The 16,462-nt window shown below is 64.0% G+C and carries 16 protein-coding genes; 9 read left to right on the top strand and 7 right to left on the bottom strand.

The features are described 5' to 3' along the window. The first annotated feature begins 108 nt into the window (after positions 1-108). Genes dapA through EV688_RS09110 form a run of 6 tightly spaced genes read left to right on the top strand, consistent with a single transcriptional unit; the run spans position 109 to position 5,621 of the window. On the top strand, positions 109-981 hold the full coding sequence (gene dapA, locus EV688_RS09135) for a 4-hydroxy-tetrahydrodipicolinate synthase (protein ID WP_117315883.1): 873 nt from the start codon (positions 109-111) through the stop codon (positions 979-981). Then, positions 981-2,015: an outer membrane protein assembly factor BamC gene (gene bamC, locus EV688_RS09130; protein WP_117315885.1), complete on the top strand. Its 1,035-nt coding sequence runs from the start codon at positions 981-983 to the stop codon at positions 2,013-2,015. The genes dapA and bamC overlap by 1 nt, the downstream gene beginning before the upstream one ends. After that, positions 2,015-2,812, top strand: coding sequence for an MBL fold metallo-hydrolase (locus tag EV688_RS09125; protein WP_117315887.1), 798 nt, complete (start codon positions 2,015-2,017; stop codon positions 2,810-2,812). Before bamC ends, EV688_RS09125 begins: the two co-directional genes overlap by 1 nt. A 52-nt stretch (positions 2,813-2,864) precedes the next feature. After that, a complete protein-coding gene (locus EV688_RS09120) occupies positions 2,865-4,025 on the top strand; it encodes a hypothetical protein (protein ID WP_117315889.1) in 1,161 nt (386 codons plus the stop codon). Then, complete coding sequence (locus EV688_RS09115) at positions 4,022-4,873, top strand: class I SAM-dependent methyltransferase (protein WP_117315891.1); 852 nt, start codon at positions 4,022-4,024, stop codon at positions 4,871-4,873. Before EV688_RS09120 ends, EV688_RS09115 begins: the two co-directional genes overlap by 4 nt. Beyond that, positions 4,863-5,621: an SDR family NAD(P)-dependent oxidoreductase gene (locus EV688_RS09110; protein WP_117315893.1), complete on the top strand. Its 759-nt coding sequence runs from the start codon at positions 4,863-4,865 to the stop codon at positions 5,619-5,621. Before EV688_RS09115 ends, EV688_RS09110 begins: the two co-directional genes overlap by 11 nt. Here the strand turns inward: EV688_RS09110 and dapE are convergent. The 7 genes from dapE to map form a co-directional block, all read right to left on the bottom strand. Then, the gene (gene dapE / locus EV688_RS09105) at positions 5,610-6,755 is read right to left on the bottom strand and encodes a succinyl-diaminopimelate desuccinylase (protein ID WP_117315895.1); all 1,146 of its coding nucleotides are present in this window, start codon (positions 6,753-6,755) and stop codon (positions 5,610-5,612) included. The genes EV688_RS09110 and dapE overlap by 12 nt on opposite strands. Before the next feature lie 10 nt (positions 6,756-6,765). Next, positions 6,766-7,785: a 2,3,4,5-tetrahydropyridine-2,6-dicarboxylate N-succinyltransferase gene (gene dapD, locus EV688_RS09100; RefSeq protein WP_117315897.1), complete on the bottom strand. Its 1,020-nt coding sequence runs from the start codon at positions 7,783-7,785 to the stop codon at positions 6,766-6,768. A 34-nt stretch (positions 7,786-7,819) separates the two neighbouring features. After that, the gene (locus tag EV688_RS09095; protein ID WP_117315899.1) at positions 7,820-8,176 is read right to left on the bottom strand and encodes an arsenate reductase; all 357 of its coding nucleotides are present in this window, start codon (positions 8,174-8,176) and stop codon (positions 7,820-7,822) included. An 89-nt stretch (positions 8,177-8,265) separates the two neighbouring features. After that, positions 8,266-8,922: an endonuclease III gene (gene nth / locus EV688_RS09090; RefSeq protein ID WP_117315901.1), complete on the bottom strand. Its 657-nt coding sequence runs from the start codon at positions 8,920-8,922 to the stop codon at positions 8,266-8,268. Beyond that, on the bottom strand, positions 8,922-10,112 hold the full coding sequence (dapC, locus tag EV688_RS09085; RefSeq protein WP_117315903.1) for a succinyldiaminopimelate transaminase: 1,191 nt from the start codon (positions 10,110-10,112) through the stop codon (positions 8,922-8,924). Before dapC ends, nth begins: the two co-directional genes overlap by 1 nt. Beyond that, positions 10,109-12,778 (bottom strand): [protein-PII] uridylyltransferase, encoded by a 2,670-nt coding sequence (glnD, locus tag EV688_RS09080; RefSeq protein WP_117315905.1) that lies wholly within the window; start codon positions 12,776-12,778, stop codon positions 10,109-10,111. The genes dapC and glnD overlap by 4 nt, the downstream gene beginning before the upstream one ends. 8 nt (positions 12,779-12,786) lie before the next feature. Continuing rightward, complete coding sequence (gene map, locus EV688_RS09075; RefSeq protein ID WP_117315906.1) at positions 12,787-13,560, bottom strand: type I methionyl aminopeptidase; 774 nt, start codon at positions 13,558-13,560, stop codon at positions 12,787-12,789. Positions 13,561-13,874: 314 nt separating this feature from the next. Between map and rpsB the strand changes: the two genes are divergently transcribed. The 3 genes from rpsB (at position 13,875) to pyrH (ending at position 16,462) form a co-directional block, all read left to right on the top strand. Continuing rightward, positions 13,875-14,633 carry a 30S ribosomal protein S2 gene (gene rpsB, locus EV688_RS09070; protein WP_117316127.1) on the top strand — a complete coding sequence of 253 codons (759 nt, stop codon included), beginning with the start codon at positions 13,875-13,877 and terminating at the stop codon, positions 14,631-14,633. A gap of 98 nt (positions 14,634-14,731) precedes the next feature. Continuing rightward, positions 14,732-15,589, top strand: coding sequence for a translation elongation factor Ts (tsf, locus tag EV688_RS09065; protein ID WP_117315909.1), 858 nt, complete (start codon positions 14,732-14,734; stop codon positions 15,587-15,589). A gap of 147 nt (positions 15,590-15,736) precedes the next feature. Further along, positions 15,737-16,462, top strand: a complete 726-nt coding sequence (pyrH, locus tag EV688_RS09060; RefSeq protein WP_117315911.1) for a UMP kinase — start codon at positions 15,737-15,739, stop codon at positions 16,460-16,462.

Here is a 16,462-nt window from a genome sequence, read left to right as displayed (position 1 = left end):
GGATACCTCAATCCGGTTGTGTTTGGGTGATGGGCATGGATAATTGCGCCCTTTAACCCGACCGTCGGCGTTTTCGACGCCGACCCGGGTCAATTTGCGGAGTTTCGCATGATCACTGGCAGCATAGTCGCTCTCGTCACACCCATGCACGATGACGGGAGCCTCGACTGGGCGGCTCTCGAGCGTCTCCTGGACATGCACATCAGCGCGGGCACCGCGGCGATCGGAGTCACCGGCACCACGGGAGAAAGTGCGACACTGACGGTTCCGGAGCACTGCGCGGTGATTCGCCACTGCGTCGAGTATGTTGCCGGCCGCCTGCCCGTGATCGCCGGCACCGGCGCCAACTCCACCCGCGAGGCCATCGAGCTGACCACGGCCGCCGCCAACGCGGGTGCCGATGCCTGCCTGCTTGTGGTCCCCTACTACAATCGTCCCACGCAGGCCGGGATCTACGCCCACTTTATGGCGATTGCCGACGCCGTCGAGATTCCGCAGATCCTCTATAACGTACCTGCCCGCTGTGCGGCGGATCTCGCCAACGACACTGCGGTGGCCCTGTCGCGTCATCCGAATATCGTCGGTATCAAGGATGCGACGGGCAATATGGAGCGCGGAAGGGAGTTGATCGAACGGGTCGGCGATGACTTTGCCGTGTACTCGGGTGATGACCCGACGGCGCGGGAGCTGATGCTGGCAGGCGGGCGAGGCAATGTCTCGGTGACCGCCAACGTGGTGCCGAAGCTGATGGCCGAGCTGTGCGACGCTGCGATGGCGGGCGACCAGGCGGGCGCGGCAGACATTGATGCGCGTATGGCGGGGTTGACGGCGGCGCTGTTCATCGAGCCCAATCCCATACCGGTGAAGTGGGCGCTGGCGCGCATGGGCCTCATCGAGACAGGCATACGCCTGCCCCTGCTGCCCCTGGATGCGAAGCTGCGCGCGGTTGTGGATGATGCGCTGGCAGGGGTGGCACTGTGATGCTGCGCAGTCTGTCAGTCGCGTTGCTCTGTCTGCCGCTGGCGGGTTGTGGGTACCTGTTCGGCGACTCCGGCTTCTTCCGGGACAGCTCCGGGGATTATCGACAGGCCCGGACAACCGAGATCATCGAGGTTCGCCCCGGAGAGACGGCCGCGCTGCAGGAAATGTACCCGATTCCTCCAATCCAGACCGATGCCCTGATGACACGGGAATTCGAGGTGCCAAGGCCAGCGTCACTGGCGTCGGGACGTGCCGAGGAGATGGTGCGCATTCAGCGGCTGGGCGACGAGAGCTGGGCGCTGGTGGCGATAGCGCCGGGCCAGTTGTGGCCACAGGTGCGTGGCTTTCTCTCCGCGGCCGGCATCAATTCAGGCCGCATTGACGCCGGGCAGGGGATTATCGAGACAGACTGGCTGAAGCTGCGCAATCAGGACATGGAGTCCCGCTTCCGTTTCCGCATTGAGCGCGGCGTGCAGCGCGGCACCAGTGAACTGCATGTCCTGCAGATGAACCGCGCTGGCGATACCAGCAGTTGGCCGGAGGTGTCTAACAATCTCGAGCATGAGTCCGAGATGCTGCGCAGCGTCGCGCAGTACATAGCGAACAGCACGGAGACCGCGCCCGTCTCCATGATGGCCGACCGGGCGATCAGCGCGGGCGGCAAGATATCCGTCCAGGAAGATGACGGCGGTGATGTGTACATCCGTCTCGGTCTGCCCTTCAACCGGGCGTGGGCGTCGCTGGCGCTGGCGCTGGAGGCGGCAACGTTCGAGATACTGGATCGCGACCGCAGCGCCGGCAATTATTACGTTCGCTTCATTGGCGACGATGAAGAGGAGAGCCGGGGCTGGTTCGGTCGACTCTTCAGCCGTGACAGCAATCACCCGCTGGCGGATCGGCAGTTTGTGGTGTCGCTCGCGGAATCGGACGCGAGCGAGGTCAGGATTGACCTGCAGACGGAGGAGGGGGATCCCGAGCTGGATCCTGGACAGAAGCAGGCGATGCTCGAATTGATCAAGGGGAATATCAATTAGTGCGCTTTGCATCCCTGGGCAGCGGAAGCAAGGGCAACGCCACCCTGGTGCAGAGTGGCGATACCCTGGTCATGGTGGACTGTGGGTTTTCGCTGAGGGAAGCGCGGCGCCGGCTGCAGCGACTGCAGGTGGATCCCGCCAGCATCACGGCCATTCTGGTCACCCATGAACACAGCGACCACATCAGCGGCGTGGGACCACTCGCGCGCGCGCTCGGGATTCCGGTTTACCTGACCCACGGCACGCAGCGCAGTGGCAGGCTCGGCGATTGTAATAATGTCGTTGCCTTCAACGCCGGAGAGCACTTTTCCCTTGGCGCCATGGCGGTGCGCTCTGTGGTGGTCCCGCATGATGCGCGGGAGCCCTGCCAGTATCTGTTCAGCGGCAACGGCTGCCGTGTCGGTGTTCTGACCGACCTTGGCAGCGTTACGCCGCACGTGATCGATGCCTACCGCGGATGCCACGGCCTGCTGCTGGAGTTCAATCACGACAGCGGGCTGCTGGCAGGGGGACCCTATCCGCCCTCGCTCAAGGCCAGGGTCGGCGGTGACTGGGGACACCTCAGCAATCGGCAGGCCAGTGAACTGCTGCGGCAGATCGCAACCGACGATCTCAGGCAGGTGGCCATCGCCCACATCAGCGAGCAGAACAATGCGCGGGCCGCGGTGGAGGAAGCCCTGGTCGCGCAGCTTCCCACCTGGCGAGACGATGTCGTCTGGGCTGACCAGGGGACGGGCTTTCCCTGGCTTGACGTGGCCCGGGACACAGCGGCGATGGCCCAATGCGATGCTTGCTAGTATGCTGATCGTGAAGGTACCGGCGACCTCGCCGGGCATGGCGGTCCTGTAAATGGGTAACGCTGAAGTGGAAGCGGTCAGTATCATCCAGCGGGGAAATCTGCAGAACCTCGAGCGCACCCTGCGTCGTCAGTGGCGCCTCGGGCAGAACATTGTGCTTTGCTGGTCGCTGGATGCCCGCGGGCTGCTGGTGATCTTCGTCCCGCACTATTTTCTCGGCAACTACTGCGCACCGCGCAAGGACGATACTGAGCAACACCGCGACAATGAGCGCTATATCCGCCGCCTGATTTCCGGCAAGCGGCGCAAAACCCGCGATGAACTGTTTGCCGTCGCCGTACGCCTGGGCGCCTCACCCACTTTTATCAAGCTGGACCATCCCCTCGACGATCAACCGGCTGTGGTGGCGGCGGTCGAGCAGATCATCCGGCGCTACGGGCTGGGCTATGTCGACAGTCGTGCCGTGTTGCTTTTCGATATTTCCGATTTTTCTCTGCGTACGCCGTTCGAACAGGCGAGCCAGCTCAACAGCCTGTCCTACTCCATGAACTCGGTGTACAACAAGCTGGCCGCGCGTGGGATGGAGATCAACTTTGCACGAACCACCACCGGCGATGGCTACTACGTCTGGAACCGGGATCGGGAGGCGGATTCCGACAGCCTGCTGTTCTACTTCCTGATTCTCATTATGCTCGACAACGCGCTGGCGTCGCGGGCTTCCCGCGGCAAGACGGTTCCCCTGATTCGTGCGGCGTTTCATATTGGCAGCCACTATGAGCTATACCAGGCCGAGGGCGTGAACCCCACGGTATTCAGCTACATCGTCGGCGATGTGACCATTGATCTGGCGCGCATGATCGAAAAGGCGGAGCCCGGTCAGATTCTGCTCGGGAATTTCGCTGCAGAGCTGACCATCTCGGGGGAAGTGGTGGACCCGAACGCCCGGGTCACCCCGGCCTTCGTTGCGTCGAGTGACGCCGGTCTGGAGCGTATCCGGGGCATCAGGATGATGGGCAGCGCGATCGATGAAGTTGCCTGCTGGCTGACGGCTTCGCGCCCCCTGGCGCCCCGGCACACCTCACCGCTGGAGCTGGCGCTGACCGACAAGCACGGCTTCTCCCATCTTGCCTACAATCTTGAAATCGCCGCGACCATCGGTGATGTGCAGATGCGCCTCGGCCACTCACCGGAGCAGCTCAGGGCGCAGAAGTGACGGCCCAGGTCCGGGAAGGCGGGGGCGGCGCTGTTGCCGGCGCCTGTCGCATGGCCCTGATGCGGCCTGCTTCCGGGCCTGAACGCGACGCGGCAGACTGGCCCCGGCTGGCCGAGACACTGGGCCTCCCCCTGCTGGAGTCCGCCCTGAGCGCGCGCCAGGAGACGCGCTGTGACGTCTACCTGTCGCAGGACGAGACTGGCCCCTTTCTGCAGGTGACGGGCAGTCGCGCGCCGGGTCCCGTGCGCTGTGGTTTTTACGATCCGGCCATGGCCTATCGGCGCCGCGGTGGACAGAATGAACTTCTGGGGCGCGCCGTGGGGGTGCACAGGTGCCCCGGGGGTCGCGTGATAGACGCGACGGGGGGCTTTGCCGCCGACGCCTTTGTGCTGGCAGATCTGGGTGCCCGGGTTCTGCTGTGTGAGCAGCACCCCATGCTTGCCACGCTGCTTGCTCTCTCCGTCGACCATCTCACGCATGTGCAGCACGACTGGCGCTCGGACGTGGTTGGCAGATTGTCGGTGCACAGCGGTGACAGCCGGCTGCTGCCGGCGGGAGAGCTGCAGGCCGAGGATGTTCTCTACCTGGATCCGATGTTTCCCCCGGGCCGGCGCTCGGCGGCGGGCAAGGGCATGGCCCTGCTGCAGCGCCTTCTGCCCGAGCACCCTGATAGCGCGGCGGAGTCCCTGCTGCGCTGGGCGCTGCGCCAGACGGTCCGGCGTGTGGTCGTGAAGCGGCCGCTGAAGGCGCCGCAGCTGTGCGGGATTCGCCCGTCACATGGGCTTTCCGGGCGTTCCGTACGTTTTGATGTCTACCAACTGGATGGAGTCGCAGTTCATGAATCCTGAAAATGCCACAGTGCTGGTTACCGGCGCATCCTCAGGCCTTGGGGAGGAGTACGTGCGCCAGCTGGCGCCGCGCTGCGCTCGCATCATCGCGGTCGCCCGGCGCGCTGACCGACTCGACGCCCTCGCTGCGGAGCTCGCGTCTGCACATGCTGACATTGTTCCGCTGCAGGCAGACCTTGCCACGCTGGAAGGTCAGGGACGCGCCGTCGAGTGCATCCGCCAGCAGGGGCCTCTCGGCATGCTGGTGAACAATGCCGGCTTCGGCAGCTTCGGACCTTTCATTGACGACGATATCGACAGGGATCTGGCGATGCTGCGGCTGCATCAGGACGCGGTACTGCTGCTGACCCGCGCGGCGCTGCCGGCCATGCGTGACGCCGGTGGGGGCGACATTATCAACGTGGCGTCCGTCGGCGGCTTCCTGCCGATGCCCGGCAGTGCGGTGTACGCGGCCAGCAAGGCGTTTCTCAACAGTTTTTCCGTATCGCTGCAGAGTGAGGTGGAACGCTTCGGGATCCGCGTGCAGAGCCTGTGCCCGGGATTCACGCACACCGAGATCCACGATTCGCCGTCCATGCACGGTTTTGACAAGTCGCGCACGCCGCAGGACCTGTGGATGCCGGTGGATGAGGTTGTGAGAGAGAGTCTTGCCGGACTGGACAGCGGCAATGTGCTGCTGGTGCCCGGTGTCATGAACCGCGCGATGGTAGTCGATGCGCTGGACAGGGAGCTGGCGCTATTTCGCTAGCAGCCGCCGCAGCAGGGCAGCGTAGATTGCCGTCAGCGTTACCAGATCCTCGCTGCGAACCTGTTCGTTCACCTGGTGGATGCTGGCGTTGACCGGGCCTAGCTCGACAATCTGCGCGCCGCTGGGTGCAATAAAGCGTCCGTCTGACGTGCCGCCGGCGGTTGACAGCCTTGCCGTACGACCGGTGACCTCGCGTATCGCGGCGACCGTCGCATCGACCAGTGTCCCCTCGGCGGTGAGGAAGGGCTCGCCGCTCAGGTTCCATTCGATGTGGTAGTCGAGTCCATGCCGGTCCAGCAGGTCTTCCGTGCGTCGCCGCAGATTGTCAGCCGTCGTCTCCGTCGAGAAGCGGAAGTTGAACAGAACGCGCAGTTCACCGGGAATGACGTTGGTGGCGCCGGTGCCCGCTTCCACGTTGGATATCTGCAGCGATGTTGCGGGGAAATGGGCGTTGCCGTTATCCCAGTGCTCTGCCGTCAACGCGGCGAGTGCCGGCAGTGCGCGGTGCACGGGGTTGTCTGCCAGCTGTGGATAGGCAACGTGGCCCTGCCTGCCGCGCACCACCAGGGTGGCCCCCAGCGAGCCACGGCGCCCGTTCTTTACCGTATCTCCCAGCGCCGTGCTGCTGGAGGGCTCGCCGACAAGCGCCCAGTCGATCTGCCGGCCCGACTCACGCAGCCACTGCATCACTCTGACCGTGCCATCGGTGGCCGGGCCCTCCTCATCGGACGTGATCAGGAAGCCGATGCGCCCGCGGTGGTCGGGGTGTGCGCTGACAAACTCCTCGCAGGCGACCACCATGGCGGCAAGGCTGCCCTTCATGTCGGCGGCACCGCGACCGTACAGCACACCGTCGATGTCCGTGGGCTCAAAGGGTGGCGTGCGCCAGGCGGCCTCCGGGCCCGCGGGAACCACGTCGGTGTGGCCGGCGAATACCATCAACGGTCCGCCACTGCCGCGCTCTGCCCAGAAATTCAGGGTATCCCCGAAAGGCAGGCGCTGGCAGGTAAAGCCGGCCGCCTCCAGGCGACTGATCATGATGTCCTGGCAGCCGGCGTCGAGCGGCGTTACCGAGGGTCGCCGTATCAGGTCGCGGCACAGCGCCAGGGTGGGGTGATGGGAGGTCTGCGCCATGGGGAGTCCGTCAGTTGTGGCTGTGCAGCATGTCGTTGAGTTCGACCGCTGCCTGGTTCGTCTGGCATTCCACGCGGCCGCTGGTCGAGTTGCGCCGGAACAGGAGGTCCGGTCGGCCCGCGAGTTCGCGCGCCTTGACCGTATCTACGCTGTTGCCTTCATTGTCCAGCACGGCGACCTTGGTGCCGGCGGTGATAAACAGTCCGGCCTCGACTGTGCAGCGATCACCCAGGGGGATACCGATGCCGGCGTTGGCCCCGATCAGGCAGCGTTCGCCGACCGATATGATGATGTTGCCGCCCCCGGACAGCGTGCCCATCGTGGAGCAGCCACCACCGAGATCTGACTGCGCGCCGATAAAGACCCCGGCGGAAATGCGCCCCTCGATCATGCCGGGCCCTTGGGTGCCGGCGTTGAAGTTGACAAAGCCCTCGTGCATCACCGTCGTGCCCTCGCCGAGATAGGCGCCGAGTCGTACGCGCGCGGTGTGTGCGATCCGCACCCCCCTGGGCACCACGTAATTGGTCATTTTCGGGAACTTGTCGACGCAGCTGACTTCCAGCGGCACGCCGCGCAGGCGGGCCGCCAGCTGGCGCTCGGCGAGTTCTTCCAGTGCGATGGCCCCCTCACTGGTCCATGCCACGTTTGGCAGCAGGCCAAACAGGCCCTCAAGGTTGGTGCCGTGGGGCCTTACCTGGCGATGGGAGATGAGGTGCAGCTTGAGGTAGGCCTCGGGCACGCTGGTGGGCGCAACATCCTTCTCCAGCAGGACACAGGCAATGGGCTGCGGGGCATCGCCAAGGCGCCTCGCAAGCTGTGCGAGTTCGGCAAAACCTGCCTCTTCGAGAGCCGCCACCAGACCCTGCGCCGCTGTCCGAGTCAGCGGGGTCGCACTGCTGAAAGGCCGCACCGCTGTGGCGAGACTGGCATCCACCGCGAGCCCTGGCTGGGGAAAGAACACCTCAAGCCAGTTGCCGGCGCTGTCCAGCGTACCGACGCCGATTCCGAAAGCAAATGCGGTTGCCGTCATTGTGTCGAGTCGTCCATGTCAGTGGGAGGTGTTTTCAGAGTGTGTGCCGTTTGAAGAGCGTTGCGTAGCGTTCCGGGCTGAAGCCGACGTGAATCTCGCTGCCGGTATCGAGCACCGGCCGCTTGACCAGCGTCGGGTGTTCAAGCACTGCCGTCAGCGCCCGGTCATCATCCATGCTGTCTCGCAGTTCTGCCGGCAGTGTTTTCCAGGTGGTGCTGCGGCGGTTCAGCAGTTCCCGCTGGCCGAGGGCCGTCAGCCATGCGCTGGCGCTGGGTTCTGACAGGCCGTCCTCGCGCAGGTCGTGGTACTGGTAGTCGATGTCGTGCTGGTCCAGCCAGCGCCGCGCCTTGCGCACCGTGTCGCAGGATTTGATGCCGTATAGCGTGATCACGATAGTCTCCGGGCCGCGTCAGCCTGTAAAAGCCGGCAAGGATAGCAAAGATGCTACGGTGCCCGCGATACGGGCATTGATCTGCTGGGTCATGCCTTGCGGGTTTTTTTCGGGTGTCGTCGCGCCGGATAGCAGGTGCGGCAGATATCACAGACGCGACCGTCGCAGCCGCGCGCTGTGCAGAACTCGCGACCGTAGAAGATGAACTGGAGGTGAAGTGAGTTCCAGCGCGCGCGGGGGAAGAGCCGCTTCAGGTCTCTTTCCGTCTGCGCCACGCTTTTGCCCGAGCTCAGGCCCCAGCGCTGCGCCAGGCGGTGTATGTGCGTGTCCACCGGAAAGGCGGGTACCCCGAAGGACTGGGCCATCACCACGCTGGCGGTCTTGTGGCCGACGCCGGGCAGGCGCTCGAGGGCCTCGATGTCCGCCGGCACCTCGCCGTCGTGCTCGTCCAGCAGAATCTGGCTGAGACCGGTGATGGCGCGCGCCTTCTGCGGCGACAACCCGCAGGGACGGATAATGCCGCGGATAGCCTCGGTACCCAGCGCCAGCATGTCGACCGGGTTGTCGGCTGCCGCAAACAGTGCCGGCGTGATCTGATTGACGCGCTCATCGGTGCACTGGGCGCTGAGCAGCACGGCAATCAGCAAGGTATAGGGGTCGCGATGATCCAGGGGGATCGGCGGGTCGGGGTAAAGCGCCTGCAGGCGTGTATCGATGAAGGCAACCCGCTGTGCCTTGGGCAGCATTACAGCCGCCCAAGGAAGCGCACGATCCGTCTGGCGGCCTCCTCGCAGTCGGCAAGCCCGGCCACCAGCGCCAGCCGCACGTGGTTCTCGCCGGGGTTCATGCCGCCGGCATCCCGCGCCAGATAGCGTCCGGGCAGCACGAGGACGTTTTCCTCGGCGTAGAGCCGCTGTGTGAAGTCGGTATCCGGGATCGGCGTTCGCGGCCACAGGTAGAAGCCGGCCTCTGGCACCTGCACCGGCAGCGCCGGTGCAAGCAGCGATGCCACGCGGGCAAACTTCTCCCGATAAAGTGCCCGGTTGGCTGCCACGTGGGTTTCATCCCGCCACGCAACGGCACTGGCGGCCTGGTGGTGCAGTGGCATGGCACAGCCGTGGTAGTTGCGGTAGCGCGTGAATGCATCGAGCAGATCCGCGTCTCCCGCGACAAAGCCGGAGCGTAGCCCGGGCAGGTTGGAACGCTTGGACAGGCTGTGAAAACTGAGGCAGTTGCGGAACGTCGCGTTGCCTGCCTCGATGCAGGCCTGCAGCAGGCCAGGGGGCGGGGCATCCTCATCGCTATAGATCTCGGAATAGCATTCGTCGCTGACCAGGATCACGTCGTGCTCCAGCGCCTTGTCGATGAACCGGCACAGCAGTGACTGGGGCATTACGGCGCCACTCGGATTGCCCGGCGTGCAGAGATAGAGGAGCTGACAGTGCCTCCAGGTCTCGGCGTCGATACTATCGGGATCTGGCAGAAATCCGTTGTCGGCGTGGCAGTTCAGGAAGACCGGCTCGGCGCCGGCGAGCAGCGTCGCGCCCTCATAGATCTGGTAGAACGGATTCGGGCTCAGCACCAGCGCCCCCGGCACCCTGGAAACACAGGTCTGGGCAATGGCGAACAGCGCTTCGCGGGTGCCGCTGACCGGCAGAACCTGGCGCCCGGGGTCTGGGCGGGCAATGCCGTAGCGTTGCTGCAGCCAGTCGGCGATGGCATTCCGCAGGTCTGCCGTGCCGCGGGTGGCGGGATAGCGGTCCAGCAGATGCAGGCTGTTGTGCAGGGCCTCGATGACCGCGGTGGGGGCGTCGTGACGGGGTTCGCCAATGGTCAGGACAACCGGGTCGAGCGACCGGGGTGGCTCTATGTCGGCGATGAGTGCCGCGAGGCGCTCGAAGGGGTAGGGGTGCAGTCGGTCGAGATCGGTATTCATGCGGTTTTCTGTCCATCCAGTTCGCGGCGAATCGCCGCCTGTATCGCCTCGCACAGCTCGCGGTCTTCCAGCGGTCTGTGCGCGCTGTCGGTAATGAAGAAAACGTCCTCGACGCGCTCGCCGAGCGTCTGGATCTTGGCGGCCTGCAGCACGACGTTGAAGCGCACGAAAACCTCGCCGATGCGCGCCAGCAGGCCGGGCCGGTCGGGCGACCTGACTTCGAGAACGGTGACACCCTTGTTGGTGTCGGTGGTCATGAGGGTTTCCGTGGGCAGGCTGAAGGAGCGCACCTGGCGGGGTGTGCGGCGCTGCACGATGGCGGCGCCACGCGCCTCGTCAGAAAGCGCATGTGTCAGGTGTTCGGCAATGTGCTCCTGGCGTTCCCCCTGGTCTTCCAGCGGTGTGCCGTCCGAGTCCAGTACGAAGAACGTGTCCAGGCTCATGCCGTCATTGGCGTTGTAAACCCGTGCGTCGTGCACGCTGAGCTCTAGCTGCTCAAGCTCGGCGCAGACCCGCGGGAAGGACCGGTTGTCATTGCGCGCGTAGATGAAGATCTGGGTAGTGTTGGCAACGTTGGACTCCAGGCTGTTGCGCACCAGAACCAGTGGCTGCCGCCGGTCGTGGTGTCCCGCGATGGCCTCCGTATGCCAGGCGATGTCCTCGGCCCGCTCGCGCAGGAAATAATCCTCGCCGCGCTCGCGCCACAGCGCATCCAGCTCCTCGACCGTAAAGCCCCGATATTCCAGAATGTCGATCGCCGCCTGGCGCGTTTCGTTGATCCAGTCCTGCTTGTCGACCGGGTTTTCCAGGCCGCGGCGCAGTGCCCGTCGTGTTTCGGCATACAGTTGACGCAGCAGGCTGGCGCGCCAGGCATTCCACAGCGTCGGGTTGGTGCCGTTGATGTCCGCGACCGTGAGCACCAGCAGGTAATCCAGCCGGTTCTGGCTGGTGACGTGGCGGGCAAAATCCTGAATCACATCCGGGTCCGAGATGTCCTTGCGCTGGGAGAAGGCTGACATGACCAGGTGGTTGCGCACCAGCCAGGTCACCAGATTGGTGTCGCGTCGGCTGAGGCCGTGGTCAAGACAGAAGCGCTCGGCGTCCACCGCACCGAGTTCCGAGTGGTCGCCGCCGCGGCCCTTGCCGATGTCGTGATAAAGGCCCGCGATGTAAAGCAGTTCTTTCTTCGGCAGACGCCTGGCGACGCGGCTGGTAACCGGAAACCGCTCATCGCTGTCCTCACGCAGAAAGCGCCGCATGTTCTCGATCACCTGCAGCGTGTGCGCGTCTACCGTATAGGCATGGAACAGATCATGCTGCATCTGCCCGACCACCCGCCCGAACTCGGGCAGGTACATGCCCAGAATGCCGTAGCGCGCCATGCGGCGCAGCTGCCGCGTCATGCGGTGCTGTGCGCAGAATAGCTGCAGGAACAGTCCGCGGTTCGAGGGATCGGCCCTGAAGTCTTCGTCGATCAGGTGCCGGTGCTCGCGAATGAGGCGGATGGTCGGCGCACTGATGCCCTGGATGTGCGGGTTGTTGCCCGCCTGAAGAAAAACCTCCAGCAGCGCGCCCGGCCGGCTCCGGAACAGATCCGGCGAGCGTGCGGCAATATAGCCGTTGCGGATCTCGAAACTGTCATTGAGGATCGTGACCTCGTCCTCGGCGTCGGTGCGCAGGATGGCCTGGTCGAAGTTCTGGATCAGCAGCTCGTTCAGCTGCGCCAGCGCCAGTGCCCAGCGGTAATACACCTGCATGAACTGCTCCACGGCGAGGCGTTCACCGTCGGTGAAGCCCCACATCCGCGCCAGCTCACGCTGGTGGTCGAACAGCAGACGATCCTCTTCGCGTCCCGTCAGCATGTGCAGGGCGTAGCGCACCCGCCACATGAACTCCTGGCCGCGCAGCAGAATGCTCGATTCCTCCTTGGTCAGGAAACCGCTGCTGGTGAATTCTTCCGCCGTGCTCCAGCCGAAATGTCGCCGCGCCAGCCAGCCGATCAGCTGCAGGTCGCGCAGGCCGCCCGGCGAGCTTTTCACGTTGGGTTCGAGATTGTATTCCGTGTCCGCGAACTTGTTGTGGCGCGCCTCCTGCTCCGCCAGCTTGGCCTGCAGGAATTCGCGCGCCGGCCACATATGATGCGTGGACGTGCGTTCGCGCAGCTGCGCCAGGAGGCCGGCGTCACCCGCCAGCAGGCGCGCTTCGAGCAGGTTGGTCAGTATGGTGACGTCGCCGGCGGCGCGCCGCACACATTCTTCCAGCGTGCGCACGCTGTGGCCGATGCTCAGCCCGAGGTCCCAGAGCAGAGTGATGAACTGCTCAACCCCTTCCGGACCTCCGCTCTCGCGATCCGACTGCAGTATCAGAAGGTCAATGTCAGAGTGCGGGTGCAGCTCGCCGCGTCCGTAGCCCCCCACGGCGATGAGGGCGAGACCCGGGCGATCCGGGGTGAAGCGCTGCCACAGTGCCGATAACAGCTGGTCTGTCATTTCCGCACGCCAGTGGATCAGTTCACCGGCGAGGTGGCCGCTCCTGAAGGCCTCGTTGAGCTGCTCATTGGCCAGACGCAGGGCTTTTCTGCCTGCCTTTACCGGCCCGGCGGCCGCGGCGTCGGTTTCAAAGGCTGCCCGGCTGAAGAGATCCCGCGGCAGGTCGAGTTCAGACATCCGCTGCCTCAGAACGGCTCGTCACTACGGCGCGTCAGGACTTCGACGCCGGCGTCGGTCACGGCAAGCGTGTGTTCCCACTGGGCCGAGAGGCGGCCGTCCCGGGTGGACACTGTCCAGCCATCCTTCTTGTTGAGTTTGGTGTGACGCCTGCCGGCGTTGATCATGGGTTCTATGGTGAATGTCATGCCCGGTTCGAGGGCCATGCCGGTGCCCTTGCGTCCGTAGTGCAGCACCTGCGGCTCCTCGTGAAACACCTTGCCGATGCCATGGCCGCAGTATTCGCGAACCACTGAGTAGTAGTTCGACTCGGCGTGTTGCTGGATGATATGGCCGATGTCTCCAAGCGTTGTCCCCGGACGCACGATCTCGATGGCCCGGTAAAGGCATTCCTGCGTGATGCGCATCAGGCGCTCCGCGTGAGGCGGCGTATCGCCGACACCGACCATGATGCTGGTGTCGCCGTGATAGCCATCCTTGATGACGGTGACGTCAATGTTGATGATGTCGCCTTCTTTCAGTTTGCGCGTGTCGCTGGGAATGCCGTGGCAGATGACGTCGTTGACAGACGTGCAGATGGAGCGCGGGAATCCGTGGTAGTTGAGCGGGGCGGGGATTGCCTGCTGTACCTCTGTGATGTGCCTGTGGCAGATCTGGTCGAGCTCTCCCGTGGTGATGCCCGGTTGCACCTGCGGCCTGATCATTTCAAGGACTTCTGCCGCCAGTGCGCCTGCGACGCGCATCTTGTCGAGTTCCTCGGCGGATTTTGCAATGACGGGCATGGCAGACCTTATGGGTAGGGAAACTGTGTCTGCAGGCGCGCTGACGGGCCGGCCTGCGGGATCAGCGCCACAGTGTAACGCAAGCGGTGGTGCAATCTGTAGTCTCGGGCGCTGTCGACGGCCGTCGACGCTTCTTATCGGCGTTGACTTGTGGTATAAAGCGCCCCGCTCGGGGCTGCTGCCCCGGGTAAACGACACACGCACGCCACAACCCGCTTCAGGGTGCCGGTGCCGGCGATTGCCACAAAGGCTCGCCGCGACACGGGTTTGGATCGGGGGCAGTGCGGAGGACTAACCCATACAAGGTAATGATTATGTCACAGATAAGCATGCGCGACCTGCTGCAGGCCGGTGCGCACTTCGGTCACCAGACCCGCTACTGGAACCCCAAGATGGACCAGTACATCTTTGGTGCCCGCAACAAGATCCACATCATCAACCTCGAGCACACGGTGCCGGCGTTCAATGAAGCGCTGCAGCTCATCAAGCGCATGGCCGGCGGCAAGAACAAGATCTTGTTCGTGGGTACCAAGCGCGCCGCGGGCAAGATCATCAAGGAGCAGGCCGAGCGCGCCGGTATGCCCTTTGTCAGCCACCGCTGGCTCGGCGGCATGTTGACCAACTACAAGACCATTCGCGCATCCATCAAGCGTCTTCGCGACCTTGAGGCCCAGCAGGCCGATGGCACTCTTGCCAAGCTGACCAAGAAGGAAGCGCTCATGCGCACCCGGGAGATGGACAAGCTTGAGCGCAGCATCGGTGGTATCAAGGATATGGGCGGTCTGCCCGATGCCCTGTTCGTGGTCGACGTCGATCACGAGCGCATCGCCATCACCGAGGCCAACAAGCTGGGTATCCCGGTTATCGGCATCGTCGATACGAACAGCGATCCCGATGGCGTGGATTACGTTATACCCGGCAATGACGACGCCATTCGCGCGGTCCGGCTTTACGTGACCACCGTGGCGGATGCCTGCATAGCAGGTCGCACCGAGAGCGGCGAGCAACCGCCATCCGCTGGCGACGAGTTCGTTGAGGAAGCGGCTTCTGCGGAGACGCCCGCAGACGCCTGAGGGCGGCTGCTGCACCCCACACACTATCGCGCGCCATGAGCCTGGTGCGCGATGTTTCATTATTTGCCCGCCGAGGTGGGCATGTCAGGAGGTAATCCATGTCTGCAGCATTGGTTAAAGAGTTGCGCGAGCGCACTGGGCTGGGACTGCTGGAGTGCAAAAAGGCACTTGCGGCGGCCGATGGCGATGTCGACAAGGCGATCGAGGAATTGCGCAAGTCCAGCGGCATGAAGGCCGCAAAGAAGGCAGGTCGTACCGCCGCTGACGGGGTGGTTGCGGCGCGCGTCGCAGAGGATGGCAGTTACGGCATGCTGCTGGAAGTCAACAGCGAGACCGACTTCGTCGCCCGCGACGAGGGGTTCCTTGGCTTCGTCAACAGTGTTCTCGAGGCGGCGTTCTCGCAGCGCGAGACGGACATTGAAAAACTCATGGCCGGCGAGCTGGAGCAGGCGCGCGAGGCGCTGGTGCAGAAAATCGGCGAGAACATCACGGTGCGACGGGCGGCGCTCATGACCGCTGACAACGGCGTCGTGGGTTCCTACGTGCACGGCAACAATCGTATCGCGGTGCTGGTTGAGCTCAAGGCCGGCGACCAGGACCTGGCCAGGGACGTTGCCATGCACGTGGCGGCGGTGAGTCCGCAAGTTGTCTCTCCCGATGACATGCCGGAAGAGGTGATTGCCAAGGAGAAGGAGATCTACACGGCGCAGGCCATGGAGTCGGGCAAGCCGAAGGAAATCATCGAGAAGATGATCGGTGGGCGAATTCAGAAGTTTCTCGCCGAGAACAGTCTGGTCGACCAGCCTTTCGTCAAGGATCCCGATACCAGCGTCGGCAAGCTGGTCGCCGCGGCTGGTGCGGGTGTGGTGTCCTTCTGCCGCTTTGAAGTGGGTGAGGGCATCGAGCGTGAGAGCGTGGACTTTGCTGCCGAGGTGGCGGCCCAGCTCAAGGGCTGATTCGCGGCATACGAGAGGAGCGGGGCTGTGGCCCCGTTTTTTTTCGCCCGAAAAGCACGGTCCGGCACACATTGCCTGCGCCCAGGCGCTAGGGCGGTGCCCGATTGTCCTGTAACATACGCATTTTTCCGGAGGCGATAGGGTTGTATGGTTCAGGGCGCGGGAGAAAAAAAGTACAAGCGTATTCTGCTCAAGCTGAGCGGTGAGGCCCTGACGGGTAGCGAGAAGTTTGGTATCGACCCGAAGATTCTCGACCGGCTGGCACTGGAAATCGGCCAGCTCGTGGGTATCGGTGTACAGGTCGGTCTGGTGGTTGGCGGCGGCAACCTGTTTCGGGGTGCCGCGCTGCAGGCAGCGGGCCTCGACCGGGTTACGGGCGATCATATGGGCATGCTGGCAACCGTCATGAATGCCCTCGCGCTGCGCGATGCGCTGGAGCGTTCGAACATCGCCACGCAGGTGCTCTCATCCATCCCGATGAGCGGCGTGGTGGATCACTATGACCGGCGCAAGGCGATTCGGGCGCTGTCCAACGGCGACGTGGTCATTTTCTGCGCGGGCACCGGTAATCCGCTGTTCACCACGGATTCCTCGGCCTGCCTGCGGGGGATTGAAATAGAGGCCGAGGTCGTGCTCAAGGCCACCAAGGTCGACGGTATCTACTCGGCCGACCCGCTGAAGCAGCCGGATGCCGAAAAATACCAGCGCCTGACCTACGACGAAGTCCTCGACAAGAAGCTGGAGGTGATGGACCTCACGGCGATCTGCCTGTGCCGCGATCACAGTATGCCGGTACGGGTTTTCGGGATGAACAAGGCCGGCGCGTTATTGAATATCGTGCGCGGCGGCAACGATGGTACGCTGATAGAGTAA

The organism is Chromatocurvus halotolerans (assembly GCF_004340525.1).
Classification (GTDB): Bacteria; Pseudomonadota; Gammaproteobacteria; order Pseudomonadales; family Halieaceae; genus Chromatocurvus; species Chromatocurvus halotolerans.
This window is presented reverse-complemented; position numbering and strand designations above follow the sequence as displayed.

Bases quoted from the DNA above. Each gene is read 5' to 3' on its own strand.
- dapA (WP_117315883.1), top strand. From the start codon at position 109: ATGATCACTGGCAGCATAGTCGCTCTCGTCACACCCATGCACGATGAC.
- bamC (WP_117315885.1), top strand. From the start codon at position 981: ATGCTGCGCAGTCTGTCAGTCGCGTTGCTCTGTCTGCCGCTGGCGGGT.
- EV688_RS09120 (WP_117315889.1), top strand. From the start codon at position 2,865: ATGGGTAACGCTGAAGTGGAAGCGGTCAGTATCATCCAGCGGGGAAAT.
- EV688_RS09110 (WP_117315893.1), top strand. From the start codon at position 4,863: ATGAATCCTGAAAATGCCACAGTGCTGGTTACCGGCGCATCCTCAGGC.
- dapE (WP_117315895.1), bottom strand. From the start codon at position 6,755: ATGGCGCAGACCTCCCATCACCCCACCCTGGCGCTGTGCCGCGACCTG.
- dapD (WP_117315897.1), bottom strand. From the start codon at position 7,785: ATGACGGCAACCGCATTTGCTTTCGGAATCGGCGTCGGTACGCTGGAC.
- nth (WP_117315901.1), bottom strand. From the start codon at position 8,922: ATGCTGCCCAAGGCACAGCGGGTTGCCTTCATCGATACACGCCTGCAG.
- dapC (WP_117315903.1), bottom strand. From the start codon at position 10,112: ATGAATACCGATCTCGACCGACTGCACCCCTACCCCTTCGAGCGCCTC.
- glnD (WP_117315905.1), bottom strand. From the start codon at position 12,778: ATGTCTGAACTCGACCTGCCGCGGGATCTCTTCAGCCGGGCAGCCTTT.
- map (WP_117315906.1), bottom strand. From the start codon at position 13,560: ATGCCCGTCATTGCAAAATCCGCCGAGGAACTCGACAAGATGCGCGTC.
- rpsB (WP_117316127.1), top strand. From the start codon at position 13,875: ATGTCACAGATAAGCATGCGCGACCTGCTGCAGGCCGGTGCGCACTTC.
- tsf (WP_117315909.1), top strand. From the start codon at position 14,732: ATGTCTGCAGCATTGGTTAAAGAGTTGCGCGAGCGCACTGGGCTGGGA.
- pyrH (WP_117315911.1), top strand. From the start codon at position 15,737: ATGGTTCAGGGCGCGGGAGAAAAAAAGTACAAGCGTATTCTGCTCAAG.